Source organism: Demequina sp. (assembly GCF_016278775.1).
Taxonomy (GTDB): domain Bacteria; phylum Actinomycetota; class Actinomycetes; order Actinomycetales; family Demequinaceae; genus Demequina.
On the sequence record NZ_JADQBF010000004.1, the window covers coordinates 122,896 to 141,496 of the forward strand.

Below are 18,601 nucleotides of genomic sequence, written 5' to 3' on the forward strand. Positions count from 1 at the left end.
GCCGCTCCTAGTTCCGCTCGCGGATCACGGCGAGCGCACGGTCGCGGACGCGTTCCATCACCTCGCGGTCGGCGGCCTCCACGTTGAGCCGCAGCAGCGGCTCCGTGTTGGAGCCGCGCACGTTGAACCACCACAACTCCCCTGAAGATCCCCAGTGGGTGAACGTCAGCCCGTCAAAGTCGTCGACGTCGACACCCTCGCCAGAGAACGCCTCCCGCACGCGCTCGAGGGATTCGGGCACTGAGCCGACGCGGGAGTTGATCTCGCCCGAGGCTGGGTACGGGTCGTGCGTCGCCAACAGGGTGGACAGCGACGCGTCCGACTCCCCCAGCGCGGCCAACACGTGCATGGCCGCGAGCATGCCGGAGTCGGCAAAGTAGAAGTCCCTAAAGTAGAAGTGAGCCGAGTGCTCTCCCCCAAACACGGCGTCCACGTCGGCCATCTGCGCCTTGATGTTGGAGTGGCCTACTTTGGAGCGCACGGGCTCAGCACCGGCAGCCGACAACTGCTCAGGGACCGCTCGCGAAGAAATGAGGTTGTGGATCACCTTCGCAGTGCGCCCGGCCGCGGCCTCCCTGGCCGTCTCTCGCAACCCCACGAGGCACGTGATGGCGGACGCGCGCACAATCTCGCCGCGCTCATCCACCGCGAAGCAGCGGTCGGCGTCGCCGTCGAAGGCCAGGCCGATGTCGGCGCCGTGCTCCTTGACCGCCGCCTGGAGGTCGCGCAGGTTCTCCTCGTCGAGGGGGTTTGCCTCGTGGTTGGGAAACGTGCCGTCGAGCTCGAAGTACAAGGGGATGATGTCGAGCGGCAGCTCGGGCAGGCCCGCGGCGGTTCCGAGCACCGCTGGCACCGTGTAGCCGCCCATCGCGTTGGCGGCATCCACCACCACCTTGAGTCGGCGCCCGCCCTCCAGGGGAACAAGGCTGCGTAGGAACGCCGCGTAGTCGGCGAGCATGTCTCGCTCGGTGGCGGCACCAAGGTGCGCCGCTGGCGTTGGCGGCTCCACCAGATAGCGGGAGGCCAGCTCGCGCACCTGCCCCAGCCCGGAGTGCTCGCCCACCGCCCTGGCGCGCGCGCGGCACATCTTCATGCCGTTGTACTCGGCTGGATTGTGGCTCGCGGTGATCATGATGCCTGGTAGATCAAGCGTTCCAGAGGCAAAGTAGAGGCCGTCTGTCGAGCACAGGCCGATGCGGGTGACGTTCACGCCGCGGGCGGTCAGGCCCTCTGTGATGGCGTCGGCCAAACCAGGCGAGCTGTCTCGCATGTCGTAGCCGATGGCGACGGTGTCCTCGCCGTCAGGCAACACAATGGCGTCGGCGAAAGCGGAGCCGATCGCGCGGGCGACGTCGTCAGTGAGGTCCTCTCCCACCACCCCTCGCACGTCATAGGACTTGATGAGGCCGCTCAGATCTGGTGGGTTCACGCGGTCAAGCCTAGCGAGCCGCCGCCGCAGTGCGGGCCGCTCTAGCCGTCGGACGCCACCACGCGCAGGTGGCCGCGGCGCGGCTCGGAAGCCAGCGGAGGGCGAGGGTCAGCGAGCGGGGCGGTCACGGGCTTGCCAGCCTCACGTACTGCCCTCGCGAGAGCGTCAAGATCGTCAGGCGACGGCCCCTGCTCCTCGAAATCCTGGTGGATGTGCACCACGTTCCAGCCTCGCGGCGCAGTGAAGCGCTCGGCGTGCGAGGAGCACAGGTCGTAACTGTGAGGCTCGGCTTCGGTCGCGAGTTGCCCGACAACAACGGTGGAGTCCGCGTAGACGTAGGTGAGTGTCGCCGCGGCGGGGCGTGCACACGCCGTCTTGGAGCACTGCCTGGTTGCCATCACAGCAGTGACGCTACCTTTCGGCGGTGGCCCCGAGCCGTCACCACGCCGGGCGTCGCCTCGTCCGCTACCGCCACCGAGGCGTTAGGGTCACGACATGAGGCGAGACACGCACGGCAGGGGGCCACGAAGGCCGCTCATTCCGCCGACGCTGCCCGGCTATCGCACGCGCGCGGAGGTGTTTGACGAACTTGCGGCCGAAGGCTCTGAGCGCCTCGCGAGCAGGTGGTCGAAGCAATGGGGCCGGGTGGAGTTTGGCGTCGAGGACGTGCCGCCGTCTGAACCCGCGCCGTGGGAGCACGGCGTGCCCCTGGGGCGGGTGTTCCCTGGCGAGTACGGGGCGCCCACGCGGGTGGTGCTGTACCGGCGACCCCTCGAGCAGCGGGCGTCTGCTGACGAACTTCCCGGCTTGGTGCGGGACATCCTCGCCGAGCAGGTGGGACACCTGTTGTCGATGAGGCCAGACGAGGTGGACCCCGACTACGGGGCGACCGACTAGCCTCCGCCAGACGCCGGGTAGGTGTCGGGCAGCACCGTCGCCGTCAAGAACGTCGTGCTGATGTCGACGGGCGCGGCGGACGCGATGTAGCCATCGGGCGACGTCATGACAAAGGCCCACGCCGAGACGCCTTCGATGTGAATGCGTGCGCCCTGCGCTGCGGTGATCGGTACCCACTGGACCGTGCGGGCGGCGATGTCGGCGGATCCCACCACCTCGTCGGCGTCGCCCAGAACCTCAACCTGCGCCGCGACCGGCGAGTAGACGGCAAGCCGCGCACCGTCGGAGGGAACCACTGCCGACAGTGTGGTGGGCGTGCGCACGTCCATGGCGGGAACCCAGGTGTGGTCGTAGGCAACGTCTGCCGCGAGGCCCTCGCGCGGCGCACGCGCGACCACGGTGCGGGCGGAGGCGAGCACCGGCTCGTCGGAACGCACCTCGATGGCTCCGAGCCTGTCGGTGGGTACGTCGATGTCGGTGACCACTCCAGGATCGAGCGTGATCGCTTGGCCCACCGACCACGATTCGATTCCCTCTGGGGACACGAGCGACAGCTCCACACGGGCGCCGTCCGGCGCCATGAGCCGCACGGTGACCGCCGGTCCTGGGATCGCTACGGCAGGGGTGGCGGACCCAGTGTCGGTGTTGCCGCTCGCCGCGTCGTCGTTGCGTACCGCCTGCGCGTCGGCATTGACCACCGGAATGGCCGAGTCTGTCGCTGGCGCGCTCGCACCCACCCAGGTGGTGCCAGCGGGTTGGAAACCCTCCAGCCGGGAGTCCTGAAGCGCCGCCACCACGCCGGGACCAGTGGCCTCGACCCGCAGGACGATCGCGCTCATCTGCGTGGCAACGCCCTCGATGAGCCTCTGCACCGAGTCGCCAGGCGCAATCGGGAGCAGCACCTGATCCTCCCGAGCCCCCAACGGTCCATAGATGGTCACGGTGACCTCTGTGGGCGCCGTACTGGGATTGGAGAGCACCAGGCGTGTGCTCGACCCAAGGGTGGTCGCGCCGCCCACGAGCCACTGGTCAAAGGAAGGCTGCGCGCACGTGAGGGCCGCCCAACCCTCGATATCTCCGTCAGCGATTCGCTCCGTCTGCACGGCTATCGCATCGTCCGCTCCGAGGCCGAGCCCGACCGCGCGAGTTGACGTGGGTCCCCACACGTCGAGCGTGCGCACCGTCGGTTCTGAGGCCAGGTCGCCTCCTGTGCCCACGTCCCCCACGGGGACGGTTTGCCCCCCTGGACAGGCCACGACGGGCGCGGGTGGTTCGATCTCGAAAGACATCGGCGTGGGCATCTCGAGCGGCGGCGAGGCGACGATGATGGTCGCGGCGGCCGACGCTGTGACCACGGCGAGCGCTCCGGCGGACACCACGATGCGGCGGATCATTCGGCCACCTCCTTGGATCGCCTGAGGGGCACTGAGCCGATGAGGGCCCACGCGACCGCAGCCAAGCTCGCCCACCACCACCAGCGTTGCGCGGGGTCGCGGTATTCGTATGTCACCGCGCCTCCTCCCGGTGGAACATCGAAGGCGACCCGGCCCAAGGGGTCGTCAACTCTGTCGAGTTCGTGTCCGTCTAGCTGTGCGGTCCACCCGATGGCCGAGGGAGTGGCGATCACGAGGGTCCCGCCTTCTGTAGGCGACTCCGTTGGCCCTCCCGACGTGACCAACGACTTCACGGCGAGTCTCTCGTCATCCGTCGCGAACCACGCTCGCGACACATTGCCGCCGTCCAGCCGATACGTGGTGCCAATTTCGGATCCGCCGACCAGCGTGAGGCTGGCGTTCTGGTCGAGCGCGCCTTGTATCCGGGTGCCGCCAGGGGCAACCACCACGGTGCCGATGCCCCACTCACGCAGAGCAGACAGGTCCGCGGCTCCCGACCGAACCGCCTCCGCGACCGTCGGCGCGAGAGTGTCGATCGCCACGGTCTCGCCTCCCGATCCGCCGAGCGGTTCCCCTTCGGGCCCCCACTCAGCCCTACCGATCGCGTGAGACGAACCGTCGTGCGTCAGCACTGAGTAGGTGACCTCGCCGTCGCCAGTAGAGGCGAGGACCAAGACGCGCTGACGTGCCAGCCCCTCCTGCTCGAGCGGCACGGCAAGCGGCAACACGTGCGTGCCGACCGTGGTGGCAGAACCGGGTTGGGAGCCGGGCCACGCCACAAAGACGATCACGGCCACCGAGGCGCCAGCAGCGACCGTCGCCACGGCCGCCGAAAGGACCCTCCCGACCGCAAACCGAGTGCCGTCTCCGGCAAGCAGAGTGCCGTGCGCCCCCGCGGCCGCCACCAGCGCGCCCACCAGCACCAATGAGGAGCCGGTTCCCGGCCATCCCGAGATCGCGCCGGAGCCAGCCCCGTCCGGCCACGCCGCAGTCGCATGCGCTGACCAGGCCGCCACCGCCCCGCCTGCGGCCATCACCACGAGGCCGGCGGCGGCGGTTTGCCATGCCCTGCGCGATGCGATCGCGGCGATCGCGCACGCCACGACCGCAACACCACCGACGATGCCGATGGGCCACGCGGCGCCGAGGGTCGACGGCCAGCGGGACGTGTCGGCCATTCCCAAGGCGACGCGCCATGCGCTCCCGGTGAAGGCCTCCCCAGGCCCGGGCTCGCGCGCAAGCACGGAGGCGACCAGGTTGGCGTCGGGTGCAAGCCTGGCCGCGGCGGCGAGGCCGGGAAGCCCCACCACGATCGGAACTGTGGCGATGGCCCACACCCTCCACCGCAGTCGGCCCGCCATGGCACCGAGGACGGCGACGATCACGGCCACCGGGAGCAGCAGGACCGGTTGCGCAACGGTCGCGACGGTCACGGCAAGCGCCGCCGCAAGTCCCGCAGAAGGCGAAGGCGCGGGGGTCGGAGATTCGATGCGCCCAGCGACCAACTCTCCACGGCGCCACCCCGCGGCGCGCGCAAGGGCCACGGCCGCCGCCACGAGCGCCACGTGAGCGAGCACTGGGCCCACACGGGCGTCGGCCACCGCTGCGAGGAACGGGGGCCAGAACCCAAACACGAGCGCTACGGCCGCGCGAATCCACGGCCCGCGCGTGGCATGGCCAGCGGCCCACCATGCGAGCAGTGCCGCCACGAAGGGCGAGGCGATGAGCAGCACGCCGATTCCCACGCGCAAGCCTCCGGGAAAAGCCGCGAAGGGAGCCATGAGGCCCGCGTACGCGCCGTCGATACCGGCCGAACCGAAGCCGACGTCCGCCCACCCGGTCCAGGCTCGCGTCCAGACTGTCTGGAAGGCCAGATCGGTGGAGCCGATACCCGGCCCGGCCACCATCTTTCCGGCAACAAGTGCGCGCATGTAGTCGAGTCCCACCGCTACCGACGCTAGGGCGGCGATCGCGGTTGTGGTGAGAAGGCTGAGGCGTTGGCGAGCGGCCGCTGCGTCGAGTTCCGCCTTCACCATTTCGCTCGGCACCCGCGAGGCGCGCGAGCGCTCAAAGGTCCCCAACTCACGGTGCCTCACGGCATCGATAACTTGCCTGACGCTCGCGAAGAGGCGATCCTCGATGGGCCCCGTCGCGCCCACGGCGCGATGGGCGGCCGACGTCCGCATGATCGCGGGCGCTCGTGCGATCAGCAGCAACGGCACCGAGAGCTCGGCGAGAGCACGCCGCGGAACGTTCTGTGCGAGGCGCGCCACGATTCTCAGGGCCACGCTCAGGGGTATGAGCAGGATCAACGGCAAGACGGCCCACCACGGGGCCCAGGCGAACGCATGATGCCATTCGCTGACACGTCTGCGGGCGTGTGTCGATCCCCTGCCGCCTCGCCGGGAGCGCGCTCCATAGAGGCCGTCTTGGGCATGCCTCACGTGCGCACGAGGTTCGATCACCACATCGTGACCAGCGGCCCACGCCCTTCTGCACCATTCGAGGCTGTCGCCAAATCCCTCGTATCCGGCGTCGAGCCTGCCGAGCGCTTCGAAGGCTTCACGACGCACCAAGGCTCCCGCGAGAGAGACCGCCATGACGTCCTCGCGCCAGTCATGCTGACCCTGGTTGATGTCGTCCTCGACCACGAGCGCCACGCGGCGCGCCCCCACCTTGGACACCGTGGTTCCCAGGTTCACGAGCCGGGACGCGTCGTTCCAGCGCACGTGACCCGCGCCTACCACCGCGGCGCGAGGGCGCTTGGTGGCCGTGGCGACGAGCCTTGCCAAGGCGTCGGCGTGTGGCGCGGTGTCGTCGTGAAGGAGCCACAGCAGCTCGCCCTCGCGCGCGCCCGCTGTGTCGAGCAGTCCGCTCAACGCGTCGGCGTACGTGGGGGCGTCGACTCGGCGAACGTCGGCCGCGAGCGCCTCTGGAACGTCGACGTTGGCGCCACCAGTGACGACGATGTGCAGGATCGAGGGCTGTTCGTCGAGTGCCACGAGCGCGGCCAGGGTGGCGGAAAGGTGCTCAGATCGACCGTCGGTGACGAGCACTGCCCTCACGTAGGGCGTGCTCACGGGGTTCCGCCGCAGCGGGGACGTGCGCTAGACCGCGCGACGCTTGAGCTTGCGACGCTCACGCTCTGAAAGGCCGCCCCAGATGCCGAACCGCTCATCGTGTGCGAGCGCGTAGTCGAGGCACTCCGAGCGCACCTCGCACGACGTGCACACCTTCTTGGCCTCACGAGTCGAGCCTCCCTTTTCGGGGAAGAATGCCTCTGGGTCCGTTTGCGCGCACAGCGCGCGGTCTTGCCACGACAGCGGTCCGTCTGCTTCGCCGCCGAAAATGTCCACCACAGGGGCCAAGCCCGGCGTGGTGCCCACATCGGTCGGCACGGAGCCGGTATACAGATTCCACATTGCCCGTCCTCCGATCGACACACACTCGAAGTGAATTACACCCGTGTAATCCGTGCCCGTCAAGTCGAATGTAGCGCACTGTGACGCATCTCGCTCGGGAACCGAGCGTGGCGCCGTGACGTTTACGCTCAGAAGCGCGACCACCGCGGGGACTTACAATGAGTTCCTCGCGCCTATTTGGGGGTTTGTACCATGAGTTCGACCGAATACGTTCGGGTCCGTCACGCCACGACTGTCCGCAGGCATCGCGTGCTGCAGGGAGTCGCGTGGATCCTTGCAGCCACCGCAGGGTTTGGCCTGGTATTCACCATGACTTTCAAGACAAAGCTAGAAGCAGAGCTCGTGACAGCCAACGTCGAGCCCCTCCTCGGCCCCGACCGCCCCGCCGCTCCCGAACCACCCGTGGACGGGTCCTCAGGCGCGGCCGTCAACATCCTGCTCATGGGCTCAGACGACCGCTCGGGTGACAACGCCAAGATCGGCGGCCAAGAGGCCGGGAAGCGCAACGACACGACCCTCATCATGCACATCTCCGGCGATCGCTCGCGAGTCGAGGTCGTATCGATCCCGCGCGACACCACGGTGCGGATCGCGGACTGCGAGCGTTCCGACGGCACCTCGCAACGCGGCTGGACCGGCCTGTTCAACATCGCCTTCGCGAACGGCGCCGCGAACGGATCCAACTCCGACGGCGCGGCGTGCACCATCAAGACGGTGGAGTCGCTCACCAACATCCACATCGACCACTTCGTGGTCGTTGACTTCGTGGGCTTCCAAGACATGGTCACCGCCATCGGCGGGGTACCCATGTGCATCCCGCACGCCGTCAAGGACGCCTACTCCGGAACCAACCTCGCCGCCGGGCCTCAAGTGCTCAACGGGCGAGAAGCACTCGCCTACGCGCGCATGCGCCACGGCACGGGACTTAGCGGTTCGGACCTCGACCGCATCGACCGTCAGCAGCAGCTGCTCAAGAACCTTGCCAGCAAGATCCTGAGCGCGGAGATGCTCTACAAGCCCCAAGACCTCACCAACTTCATCCGCGAAGTTGCTGGCTCCCTGACCATGGACGACGGCTTTGGCGATCTGGACACGCTCATCGGCCTTGCGTTCTCCATGCGCAGCATCAATCCCTCGTCAGACGTGACGTTTGCTACGGCACCCGTGGTCGGGGACCCCAACAACCGCAACCACGTGATCTTCAGCTCGAAGGCAGACGCGGTATGGCAGGCCATCATCGACGATCAACCGATCGCCCCCTTGCTGGATGCCCAGTCGGCCTCCCCCGCCAATGAATCCAACGTGGTGACGGCACCGAGCCCCGGCACGCCGGAGACTTCTGGCGGCTCTGATGCTCCGTCGCAGGACGACATCCTCGACGCCTGCGCTGCTGGCTGACAACACCGAGCAGGGAGGGGGTCCCGTGGAGGCACTCGTGACGCGCCACGCCCGGTCCTCGCGCGGCCACGTCGTGATGACGGGCTTCGCCTGGGCGCTCGCTGCCGCCGCAGGTTTTGGCCTGGTCTTCACTCAGGCCTTCAGTGCGAAGTGGGATGCGACCGTGACGACCACCGACATCGACCCGCTACTCGGTCCCAACCGGCCGGCCCCGCCGCCACCGCCCACCGACGGGTCCTCAGGCTCGGCGCTGAACATCCTGCTGATCGGTTCGGACGACCGCAGCGGCGGGAACGCAGCGATCGGCGGTGAGGAGTCAGGAAAGCGCAGCGACACCACCCTCATCATGCACATCTCCGCCGACCGATCCCGCATCGACGTCGTGTCCATTCCCCGCGACACCATGGTCAACCTGTCTGAATGTCAGCGATCCGACGGCTCGACGCAGAAGCCGTACTACGGTCAATTCAACGAGGCTTTTGCGAACGGCGTGCGCACCACGGACCTCGACTCGGACGGAGCGGCGTGCACCATGAGAACGGTCGAGGGAATCACCGACATTCGCTTCGACCACTACGCGGTCATCGACTTTGTGGGGTTCGTCAACATGGTCAATGCCGTCGACGGAGTGCCGATGTGCATCCCGGTCGAGTACAACGATCCCCTGTCCGGCACCTACCTGCAGCCAGGGCCGCAGAAGCTCGACGGCAAGCAGGCAGTCGCCTACGTGCGGATGCGCAAGGGTCTCAACACCAACGGTGGCGACCTCGACCGGATCGACCGCCAACAGGAGTTTCTGAAGAACCTCGCGAGCAAGGTGCTCAGCGCGGAGATGCTGTACCGACCCCAAGACATCACCAACTTCATCAAGGCGGTGGCTGGCTCCCTCACCCTCGATGAGCGACTGGGCAGCCTCGACTACATGGCGGGGCTGGGCTTCTCACTGCGCAGCCTCAACCCGTCGACGGACATCACCTTCGCGACCGCGCCGGTCATGGACGACCCCAACATTCGCTTCCGCGTGGTTCTCACGTCGAAGGCGCCGGCGGTATGGGACGCGCTCAAGGCCGACCAGCCAATCGCCCCATTGCTCGACGCCCAGTCAAACTCGCCGGCCAACGACGGTGCCGTGGTGCCGACGGAGCCCACCGCTGGGACGCCGGACGCCACCGGCGGTTCACAGGCCGCTACCGAGCAAGAAATCCTCGACGCCTGCTCGGTCGGCTGAGGTCGACACGACTAGGCATCGCTCGATGAGGCTACGCGTCGCGAAGCCTCGCACCCTTCGACTCAGCCGCGGCGCGCAGGTCCTCCTGGAACGCCCTCATCCGCTCGCGTAGCGCCGCGGCCTCCTGCCCCTCCCCAGAACCCAGGATCCGCGCCGCCAACAGCCCCGCATTGCGCGCGCCGCCGATGGACACCGTCGCGACGGGTACGCCTGCAGGCATCTGAACGATGCTGAGTAGGGAGTCCATGCCGTCGAGGTACGTGAGGGGCACGGGCACCCCAATCACAGGGAGCGCGGTGACGGAAGCCAGCATGCCGGGCAGGTGCGCGGCGCCGCCCGCACCCGCAATGATGACGCGCAGGCCCCGATCCTCGGCTGTGCGGCCGTACTCGATCATCTGCTCCGGCATGCGATGAGCCGAGATCACGTCCTTCTCGTAACCGATGCCGAACTCCTCGAGCACGGCGGCCGCCTCGCCCATGACGGGCCAGTCGGAGTCCGAACCCATGACCACACCCACGCGAATGCTCACGATTGCTCTCCATCCCTCACGACGGCGGCAACGTGCGCTGCGCGCCTCCTGACATCGTCTACCCGGTCACCCATGACGGTCACGTGTCCCACCTTGCGACCTGGACGCACACCCTTCCCATACAGGTGCACCTTGGCTCCAGGGTCGCTCACCTGCGGCCATGCCGTCTCCAAGACCGTCCGCGACCCGCCCAGCACGTTCGTCATCACCGTCACGGGCGCGAGCGCCGCGGTGTCCCCCAGCGGCCAATCCAGCACGGCGCGCAGGTGCTGCTCGAACTGGCTGGTCACCGATCCCTCGATGCTCCAGTGGCCCGAGTTGTGGGGTCGCATGGCGAGCTCGTTAATGAGCAGCCTGCCGCCCACCTCGAACAACTCGACCGCGAGCATCCCGGTCACGTCCAGGGCCTCGGCGATCGTGCGCGCGATGGTCTCGGCATCTGCCTGCTCCGTGGGCGTGAGCCGTGGGGCTGGCGCGATCACCTCTGAGCACACCCCATCGCGCTGAATCGACTCGACGAGCGGCCATGCCTTGACCTCGCCAGAGGGGCTGCGCGCCACCTGAATGGCCAGCTCGCGCGTGTAGGGCACCATTTCTTCGATGAGCAACGCGGCCCCACCTTCTGCCGCCGCCGCCAGCCATTCGTCGGCGTGGGAGGGATTGCGGACGATGCGCACTCCCTTCCCGTCGTAGCCTCCCCGTGACGTCTTGAGTACGCCGACGCCGCCGTGGACCGCGAGAAAGGCCTCCACCTCGTCCTCGGTCTCCACGCGCCGCCACGCTGGCATCGGCAGGCCGAGCGCCTCGAGGCGTTGCCGCATCGCGATCTTGTCGCGAGCGAACAGCAGGGCCTCGCGACCAGGGCGCGCGGGCACGCCCAGTTCGGCCGCCACGTCAAACACGGCGTCGGGAATGTGCTCGTGCTCCCACGTGAGGGCATCCGGCCGTGGATCAGCCAGGAGCAGCCGCACCGCGTCTGGATCGCCGGGGAGTCCGACCACCGTCTCGTGCGCCGCGAGTGCCGCCGACGCCTCCGGCGACTCGACCAACACCCGCAACGTCACCCCTAACGTGGTCGCGGCAGGAGCCATCATGCGAGCCAGCTGCCCGCCTCCCACCACTGCCACTGTCGTCATGCGACTAACCTACCGGCCGCTACGCTCGTGCCTCATGAGCGTCAGCATCCGAGCCATCGTGGCGTGGCTGCGCCAACGCGCCGGAACCCTCGCGCGTTTCGGTGCGGTGGGCGTCGCTGGCATCGTCGTGAACCTGGGCGTCTTCAATGCGCTACGCCTGGGACCACTCGGCCCCGACGTCACCGTGGCTGGCAACGAGGACCGCGTCGTCACCGCCAAGGTCATCGCCACCATCGCGTCGATCGTGTTCGCGTGGATCGCCCACCGCGGCTGGACCTTCAAGGGTCAGCGTCGTCACCGTGCCGCCAAGGAACTCATGCTCTTCGGAGCGGTCAACGCCGTCGCCATCGCGGTCGAGGCGTCGCTCGTCGCGCTCACTCACCACGGATTCGGATGGACGTCGCTGCTGGCAGACAACGCCTCGTCGCTCGTGGGAATCGGACTGGGAACCGTGATCCGCTACTTCGGTTTCACGATGCTGGTCTTCGCCGGGGGCGCAACGGACGACGCGGGCTCAACGGACGACGCAGACGACTAGCGGCGGAGCCAGCGACGGCGCTGAGAACGCGAGAGGCGGTGCGGCACCACCGTGTCGAGGTCGACCATGCGTGGCACGCCCTGAAGAAACACGGAGAACACGGCAGGCGCGCGCTGAGACAGTTCGAGCCGTCCTCCGTCTGCGGCGACCAGGTCGCGCGCGAGCGCGAGTCCCAGACCGGTGCCCTTGCCAGACGTGACCGACCGCTCGAAGATGCGCGGAGCCAAGTCCTCCGGCACCCCGTCACCCTCATCGCGCACCTCGATCACAATCGCGTGGTTGGGCCCTGATTCACGCGCGACGATGGCCGTCGTGCCGCCGCCGTGGTGCAAAGAGTTCTCGATGAGCGTCGCCAACACTTGCGACAGGCCACCGGGCGTCGCGAACACCGTCCCCTCGGTACTCGCGATGTGGAGGCCCCTGCCAGCCTTGGCGAATGCGGGCTCCCACTCAGCACGCTGCTGTTCCAGAACGTCCTCAAGCTCCACCAGTTCCGTGCCGGAGCCGAGCGCCCTGCGCGTGCGGCCCAACAGTTCGTCTACGACGCCAACGAGCCTGTCTACCTGCTCGAGAGACGCCTCCGCCTCTGCACGCACCTCGTCTTGAGTGGTCGACGCAGAGATCTCCTCGAGCCTCATCATCAGGGCCGTGAGCGGCGTGCGCAATTGGTGTGAGGCGTCGGCGGCGAACTGGCGTTCCGCAGACAGCCGAGCTGCCATGCGATCCGCGCTGCGCACCAACTCCTCCGCCACCAGGTCAATCTCTTCCACGCCACTCGGCTCGAGCCGCGGGCGAGTCTGACCAGAACCGATTTGCTCGGCAGACGCAGCCAAGTACACCAGCGGCGCCGCCAAACGATTCGCCTGCCACGACGCCATGGCCGTACCGGCGATCACGGCGACGGCTCCCACGACCAACACCAAGAGGTCCGCTCGCGCCGCCTCCCAGAACACGTCTGACTGAGAAATCGACAACAGGACGACCACGTCGGACTCGGTCACTTCACTACCCCTGAACGACGGTTGGGGTTCCTCTCCAGCGGTGAGCTCAGTGCCGTCCGGCAGGCGCACGGTGATGTGGCGAGGAGCGCCAGAGGCGGTGCCGAGGAAGTTCTCGAGAATGGACTCGTCGAGCACTTCGCCAGAGACGTAGCGAGCCTCGATGGCGCGCGCGGCGGTCGCGGTACGGGAATCGAGGTCGCGCAGGGCGGCGTCCCTGACGAACTGGAAGGCGAACACGGCCAAGGGGATTCCCAGCAACAAGATGGCCACTGCCAAGGCGGAGAGCGTAGCTCCTAGGACGCGACGTCGCACCGCTCAGTCATTCTCGAAACGGAAACCCATGCCCCGCACCGTCGTGATGAAGCGCGGCTTCGCCGCATCGTCGCCCAGCTTGCGGCGCAGCCACGACACGTGCATGTCGAGCGTCTTGGACGGCGCGTGCGGATCCGCGTCCCACACCTCCTTCATGAGGTGCTCGCGCGACACCACCGAACCCGCGTGCGCCACGAGCACGTGAAGAAGGTCGAACTCCTTGCCGCTCAACTGGAGTTCCTTGTCATCGAGGTACGCGCGGTGTCCCGCCACGTCCACCCTGACGCCCCCGGCGGCGATTTCGCCCGCAAACTCGGCGTCGGCGCCGCGGCGCAACAGGGCTCGCACCCGCGCGAGGAGTTCGGCGAGGCGGAACGGCTTGGTCACGTAGTCATCGGCTCCAGCATCGAGGCCCACCACCAGGTCGACCTCGTCGGCGCGGGCGGTGAGCATCAGGATCGGGACGGTCAGGCCTTGATCCCGCACGCGCCTGGCCACATCCACGCCGTCGATGTCAGGGAGCCCTAGATCGAGGATCACCAGATCGGCCGAGTGAGCAGCCCCTACCCCGCCCTGGCCGGTGCCGTGCCACTCCACGTCATAGCCCTCGCGTCCCAAAGCCCGGGTCAAGGGTTCTGAAATGGTCGGGTCATCTTCGACCAAGACAATTCTCGCCATGGGGCAACATTACCCGCGCCGGCGGAGTTTGCAACGCCGAGCGGCACAGCAGGTCGCCGCCACGATTGGTAGTGTCCCGACGTGACCATAGCGCCGCGCACCACGCCATCAAGACTGGGGACAGTCCTCGCCCCTGTGGCGCGCCTCGGGTGGAACGGCGCCCCCGAGTTCGCCGTGGTGGCCCTCGTGGCCCTCGCGCTCGCCGCGGCCACCACCGCCTCGCTAGGCATTCACCGCCCCTACACGACGCTGCCGCTTGCCGCCGTGGCCACCTGGGGGTTGTGGGCGGCGGTCCGACCGCGCACCGCTCGGCACACCCCCGCCGCTCGGCAGGCGGGCAAGTGGGCCATGCTGAGTGTCTTGGTGTGGATCGCCGTCGGCATCGTGCTCTCGGCCGAGTATCTGATTGTCAGCCGCGACCCCGGCTTCCTCACCCTGTCAGGCGTCTGGCTCATCGACCACGCCTCGACGGACATACCGACGCTCGGGGCCATACCTGTCGCCGAACTCCAGCACAACCTTCTCCCCGATGCCTGGCAGGCCTGGAACCTGGACGGCGACCTAGTGCAGCCGCAAGGCGCGAAGGCGCTCCCCGCGCTGATCTCCGTGGGCGGGTGGATCGCGGGGGTGCCCGGCGTGCTCGCAGCGAATGTCGTAGTGGGGGGCGTCGGCGCACTCGCCGTCTACAACCTTGCGCGCCGGTTCCTCAGCCCCCTTGCGGCCCTCGCCCCTGCGGCGACGCTCGCGCTGACCGTGTCGCACCTCGGGTTGTCGCGCGCTGCGTACTCGGAGCCACTCACGTTGCTGCTGGTGATTGCCTCCATCCACTGGGCGTGGCGGGGCCTCGAAGAGGGACGTCACTGGGCGTTGATCGCGGCAGGCGTTGCGTCTGGCGCCACTACCCTGGTGCGCATCGACGGAGGCGCCTACGCGCTCGGGGTGCTCGTGGGCGTCTCCATCGCGGCCGCTTTCAAGGGGCCGAGTGCTCGCTCCCGCTTGATGGTGTTTGGGCTCGCGCAAGCAGTGCTCGTGGGTGCTGGCTACGCCTCGCTCGCGCGGTGGAGCGCGGCGTACCTTGAGCGCCTTGGCGACGAGGCCCGTCAGCTGGGCACCGCCTACGCCGTCGTCGTGGCCCTTCTTCTTCTGTGGGCGGTGACCTGGTCGAGTGTGCTCGCGAGGCGCCTTCGCGAGGTTCTGGCCGCGCACAGCACCGCTGCGGGGCAAGTGGTCGCCGTCGTCATCGCCGGTGCAAGCGTGACCCTCGCATCCCGACCCTTGTGGCTGACAGTCCACCGCGGCACCACGTCGGAGACGGACGAGTTCACCAACACCGTCGTCGCTTCCTTTCAACAGGCGGAGGGTTACGCGATCGAGCCGACGCGCACCTACGCCGAGCACACCGTCACGTGGCTCAGCTACTACCTCACGTGGCCCCTGCTGGTGCTCGCCACGGTGGGATTGGCCGTGATCGCCTACCGGGCGGTCACCGCCAGGTTCGAGTCGTGGGTCTTCCTCGGTGCGGTGCTCGCGCCCAGTCTGTTGTACCTCTCGCGACCCCAGATCGTGCCGGACCAGTTGTGGGCCATCCGCAGGCTGGAACCGGCGACGCTGCCGGGCCTCGCGCTCGCCGCGGGCGTGGGCGCGTGGTGGCTCGCACACCTCCTCGCCGAACGATGGCCACACTTGCGACACCGCTTCGTTGCGGCGGCGACCATTGTCATGGTCGCTATGCCCGTCACCACGTACGTCAGCATCCGGCCTGGGGACGACTACCCCGTCAAGTTCGCGACGTACACCTACCTGAGGGAGCAACACGGCGCCAGAGCCCAACTTGACGCGCTGTGCGCGGTGGCGGACGGTCGGCCCATCATCCTCGCCGGCACCTCCTCCCACTTCGGATCGCTCCGCGTGATGTGCGACGTTCCCGTGGTGCTCGCGCTGGAGGAGCCGACGCCCGACACCTTGCGGCGCGCCACCGACCTCTGGGGCGAAGCGCCGGTGGTCCTCACTCGGGATAGCGACTGGTTCTGGGAGTCCCCGCCCACACCGGTGGTGACGTCGCAGACTGTTCAGGGCGAGTACGCGTTGCAACACATGCCCCAGATCGCCTCCACACGCGACTACACGTGGTTCGCTGGCGTCGTCGCGGCGGACGGCACCCTGACGCCCCTCACCGCCGACGGCTCCCCCGTGCCCTAGGCGTCGGTTCTCCACAGATCCCTCGCCGAGCACGCACGGCAAGCACGCGCTGTGGCACGGTGCCAAGGTGCGCCTCACGATCGATCGTTCGCTGACCGACACTCACGATGTCGAGCTCCACGCAGCCGTGGGGACCAGCCTGGCCGAGGTGCTCGGCGGCAACACCTCCAAGCGCGCCTGGTGCGGATCAACACTGCTCGAACCTTCGCACCGGGTGGGCAATCACCCGCTGCTGGAGGGTGCACGCCTACGGGACGGGCCAGGCGAGCACACCGCCCCCCTCGCGGGGCTGCATCTTGCCGCCATCGCTGGACCAGACGCGGGCGTCATCATTGCCGTCGACGGCCCCGTGACAGTGGGGTCTGCGTCAGGCCGCCAGGGGATCCGGGACGATGCCATGAATCCTTCACACCTCGTGGTCGAGCCAGCGGCTGACGGTGGGCTCTCGTGCGCGGACGCGGGCTCAACCAACGGCACCGTGTGGTGGCGCCATGACGGCGAGCGTTGGTGGTGGTGGGGTTCGAGGCGCCGTTTCACCGCTCATCAGGGAGACGTCATCGGCATCGGCACCACCGCCCTGCAGGTGCGCGGAGGCGCCAGCGCGCCGCAGGCCCACCTCCGTCGGCGCGTGTCCCTGACCCTCGCCCGATGGCTCGCCGCCCTGCCCTGGACTCCCACCCCTGACTGGCAAGGGTTGCCGGACCCGACGACCGTCGGCGCATGGACCGGCTCCGCCACCATCACCGGTCCCCACGCCCGCGAGGCAACGCGCGCCATGATCCTGGCGCGCGGACGCCGCCCACCCTCGCCAGCACCATTCGAAGAAGAATGGCTCCGCTGGCTGCCGGCCGCGCTGCCGACCGATGGCACCATCCGTTGCGGCTCGTCGCAGCCCGCCGATGTGAGCCTTGAGGCGCGCGCCACCTCCACCCTCATCTCAGGGGTCGCCAACACTGAGCCGCGACTACCGATCGCGGTCTCGCGCGATCGCGCGGACGCCCTCGCGCGAGCGATTGCGGGCGCTGCGCCCCCTCCGTGGCCCAAGGCCGTTCGGTGGGCCGACCTGGACCAGCCGGGCGAACTCGCAACGGAAGGACCGCCGCTGCGCGTCGCGCTAGGCGTACTCAGCTCTCCCCATCTGGAGACGTGGACTCTTCGCCTTGACGATTCGACCCCTCACCTCCTGGTAGCGGGCGCGCGGCGCAGCGGAGCATCGACTCTCTTGGCAACCCTCGTGGCGGGGCTGGCCTCTCACTACGACCCTTGCCGCTTGCGGGTGACGCTCATTGGCACGGGCACAGAAGGCCCGCTCGCGCCATGCGCGAACCTGCCGCACGTCACCTGTGCGACCGTTTCGTCAGGTGGCGGCGACGCCCTGCACGTGCTGGAGGGAGCGGTGCACGAGGCTCGAGGCCGTCGCGAGGCCCTGTTCGCATCGGGCCTGCCCGATTGGCGGACGTGGGAGTCGTCCGGCGGGGCCCCCGGCCGACTGCTCGTGGTGGTCGACGACTTCGATGAGGCGACCGGCAGTTCGCACGCCGCCGCGGCCGCGATCGAGGCGCTCACCGGCTCGCAAGACTTTGTGGGCGTGCACGTGGCGCTCGCGACACACCGCCCCGCAGGTGCCATCACTGCCTCCTTGAGGGCGAATTGCGCCCACGCGGTGGCGCTGCGTTGCGCTTCGGAATCCGACTCTCTCGGCGTGGTCGGCGTGCCGGACGCCGCGCGGTGGGACGACAATCCCGGCCGCGGGGTGGCACGCACTCTTGGGGCTCTGGCACGAGTTCAGGTGGCGTTGCCCACGGCGGAGCGGTCGCCGCGCGTTCACCTCGCAGGCGCCGAAGTCACCCCAGCTCCTCATCTCGCCGACGCCGTGGCGAGGGGCGTCGTCGCGAATCGGGGCCGTCAGGAGGCGGCGATCTCACCGCTTCTGCCATAGTCCGCGAGCCTGCGCACCACGGACACCGTCACGACCACAGCGAGGACGATCAGCACCACCCCCACGAGCGGCCACACGGTGAGTAGCCACACGCCTACACTCGCTTGCATCAACTGCCACGCGAGGGCTCCGCTCAGAGCGAACCTGCGCCGCTTCGCGAAGCCCCACGTGAACGCTCCGACGCCGACGGCGAAGATGGCCATCACCGCCCCCAGCGCCGCAGACATCTGCCGATTCTCGCCATCTAGTAGGGCATATATGCAGTAGCCGACCGCCACAAAGCCCACCAGGACGGTCTCCGCTACGAGGATCACGAGCGCGACGAGGTCGAGAACGGCAGTCGCTCCCCGCCTCTTGTCCATCGCTCTCCACCTCGCTCACGGGAATTGTGACAGACGTTACATGCTTTAACCCTTGTCATCTGTTGTTAACAATGCGACCATGGACCTTAGTGATCCGCGACGACGCGGCGAATCTACCCCAAGCGTAGGTCGCCGC

The 18,601-nt window shown here is 68.3% G+C and carries 16 protein-coding genes; 6 read left to right on the top strand and 10 right to left on the bottom strand.

Annotated features, from left to right (window positions below; all coding sequences use genetic code 11):
• Positions 1–7: 7 nt before the first annotated feature.
• Positions 8–1,429 carry a phosphomannomutase/phosphoglucomutase gene (locus tag QZZ33_RS00860; protein ID WP_291377578.1) on the bottom strand — a complete coding sequence of 474 codons (1,422 nt, stop codon included), beginning with the start codon at positions 1,427–1,429 and terminating at the stop codon, positions 8–10.
• A gap of 41 nt (positions 1,430–1,470) precedes the next feature.
• The gene (locus QZZ33_RS00865) at positions 1,471–1,830 is read right to left on the bottom strand and encodes a DUF3499 domain-containing protein (protein WP_291377579.1); all 360 of its coding nucleotides are present in this window, start codon (positions 1,828–1,830) and stop codon (positions 1,471–1,473) included.
• A gap of 94 nt (positions 1,831–1,924) precedes the next feature.
• Between QZZ33_RS00865 and QZZ33_RS00870 the strand changes: the two genes are divergently transcribed.
• Positions 1,925–2,326, top strand: coding sequence for a metallopeptidase family protein (locus QZZ33_RS00870; protein ID WP_291377580.1), 402 nt, complete (start codon positions 1,925–1,927; stop codon positions 2,324–2,326).
• On the opposite strand, the gene QZZ33_RS00875 is transcribed toward QZZ33_RS00870, so the two are convergent.
• From QZZ33_RS00875 to QZZ33_RS00885, 3 genes are read right to left on the bottom strand one after another with little or no spacing between them, the layout of a single operon-like run.
• Entirely contained in the window at positions 2,323–3,720 is a 1,398-nt protein-coding gene (locus QZZ33_RS00875) for a DUF5719 family protein (RefSeq protein ID WP_291377581.1), read from the bottom strand. The two genes, QZZ33_RS00870 and QZZ33_RS00875, sit on opposite strands and share 4 nt — an antisense overlap.
• Complete coding sequence (locus QZZ33_RS00880; RefSeq protein ID WP_291377582.1) at positions 3,717–6,800, bottom strand: glycosyltransferase; 3,084 nt, start codon at positions 6,798–6,800, stop codon at positions 3,717–3,719. The genes QZZ33_RS00875 and QZZ33_RS00880 overlap by 4 nt, the downstream gene beginning before the upstream one ends.
• Before the next feature lie 27 nt (positions 6,801–6,827).
• Entirely contained in the window at positions 6,828–7,142 is a 315-nt protein-coding gene (locus QZZ33_RS00885; protein WP_291377583.1) for a WhiB family transcriptional regulator, read from the bottom strand.
• A 192-nt stretch (positions 7,143–7,334) separates the two neighbouring features.
• Between QZZ33_RS00885 and QZZ33_RS00890 the strand changes: the two genes are divergently transcribed.
• Complete coding sequence (locus tag QZZ33_RS00890; protein ID WP_291377584.1) at positions 7,335–8,540, top strand: LCP family protein; 1,206 nt, start codon at positions 7,335–7,337, stop codon at positions 8,538–8,540.
• Positions 8,541–8,577: 37 nt separating this feature from the next.
• Positions 8,578–9,768: an LCP family protein gene (locus QZZ33_RS00895; protein ID WP_291377585.1), complete on the top strand. Its 1,191-nt coding sequence runs from the start codon at positions 8,578–8,580 to the stop codon at positions 9,766–9,768.
• Positions 9,769–9,799: 31 nt separating this feature from the next.
• Here the strand turns inward: QZZ33_RS00895 and purE are convergent, their stop codons facing one another.
• Both purE and QZZ33_RS00905 read right to left on the bottom strand, forming a co-directional pair.
• Positions 9,800–10,300, bottom strand: coding sequence for a 5-(carboxyamino)imidazole ribonucleotide mutase (gene purE / locus QZZ33_RS00900; RefSeq protein WP_291377586.1), 501 nt, complete (start codon positions 10,298–10,300; stop codon positions 9,800–9,802).
• A complete protein-coding gene (locus QZZ33_RS00905) occupies positions 10,297–11,436 on the bottom strand; it encodes a 5-(carboxyamino)imidazole ribonucleotide synthase (protein ID WP_291377587.1) in 1,140 nt (379 codons plus the stop codon). The genes purE and QZZ33_RS00905 overlap by 4 nt, the downstream gene beginning before the upstream one ends.
• 34 nt (positions 11,437–11,470) lie before the next feature.
• Between QZZ33_RS00905 and QZZ33_RS00910 the strand changes: the two genes are divergently transcribed.
• A complete protein-coding gene (locus tag QZZ33_RS00910; protein WP_291377588.1) occupies positions 11,471–11,974 on the top strand; it encodes a GtrA family protein in 504 nt (167 codons plus the stop codon).
• On the opposite strand, the gene QZZ33_RS00915 is transcribed toward QZZ33_RS00910, so the two are convergent.
• On the bottom strand, positions 11,971–13,245 hold the full coding sequence (locus QZZ33_RS00915; RefSeq protein ID WP_366475346.1) for an ATP-binding protein: 1,275 nt from the start codon (positions 13,243–13,245) through the stop codon (positions 11,971–11,973). The two genes, QZZ33_RS00910 and QZZ33_RS00915, sit on opposite strands and share 4 nt — an antisense overlap.
• Positions 13,246–13,290: 45 nt before the next feature.
• Complete coding sequence (locus QZZ33_RS00920; RefSeq protein ID WP_291377590.1) at positions 13,291–13,965, bottom strand: response regulator transcription factor; 675 nt, start codon at positions 13,963–13,965, stop codon at positions 13,291–13,293.
• Positions 13,966–14,046: 81 nt separating this feature from the next.
• On the opposite strand from QZZ33_RS00920, the gene QZZ33_RS00925 reads away from it, so the two are divergent.
• Entirely contained in the window at positions 14,047–16,164 is a 2,118-nt protein-coding gene (locus QZZ33_RS00925) for a hypothetical protein (protein ID WP_291377591.1), read from the top strand.
• Positions 16,165–16,231: 67 nt separating this feature from the next.
• Positions 16,232–18,103 (top strand): FtsK/SpoIIIE domain-containing protein, encoded by a 1,872-nt coding sequence (locus tag QZZ33_RS00930; RefSeq protein ID WP_291377592.1) that lies wholly within the window; start codon positions 16,232–16,234, stop codon positions 18,101–18,103.
• Here the strand turns inward: QZZ33_RS00930 and QZZ33_RS00935 are convergent.
• Positions 18,070–18,465: a hypothetical protein gene (locus tag QZZ33_RS00935; RefSeq protein ID WP_291377593.1), complete on the bottom strand. Its 396-nt coding sequence runs from the start codon at positions 18,463–18,465 to the stop codon at positions 18,070–18,072. The two genes, QZZ33_RS00930 and QZZ33_RS00935, sit on opposite strands and share 34 nt — an antisense overlap.
• Between the last annotated feature and the right edge of the window lie 136 nt (positions 18,466–18,601).

Coding starts and splice junctions, on each gene's coding strand:
- QZZ33_RS00875 (WP_291377581.1), bottom strand. CDS start 3,720: ATGATCCGCCGCATCGTGGTGTCCGCCGGAGCGCTCGCCGTGGTCACA.
- QZZ33_RS00910 (WP_291377588.1), top strand. CDS start 11,471: ATGAGCGTCAGCATCCGAGCCATCGTGGCGTGGCTGCGCCAACGCGCC.
- QZZ33_RS00890 (WP_291377584.1), top strand. CDS start 7,335: ATGAGTTCGACCGAATACGTTCGGGTCCGTCACGCCACGACTGTCCGC.
- QZZ33_RS00935 (WP_291377593.1), bottom strand. CDS start 18,465: ATGGACAAGAGGCGGGGAGCGACTGCCGTTCTCGACCTCGTCGCGCTC.
- QZZ33_RS00885 (WP_291377583.1), bottom strand. CDS start 7,142: ATGTGGAATCTGTATACCGGCTCCGTGCCGACCGATGTGGGCACCACG.
- QZZ33_RS00905 (WP_291377587.1), bottom strand. CDS start 11,436: ATGACGACAGTGGCAGTGGTGGGAGGCGGGCAGCTGGCTCGCATGATG.
- QZZ33_RS00870 (WP_291377580.1), top strand. CDS start 1,925: ATGAGGCGAGACACGCACGGCAGGGGGCCACGAAGGCCGCTCATTCCG.
- QZZ33_RS00920 (WP_291377590.1), bottom strand. CDS start 13,965: ATGGCGAGAATTGTCTTGGTCGAAGATGACCCGACCATTTCAGAACCC.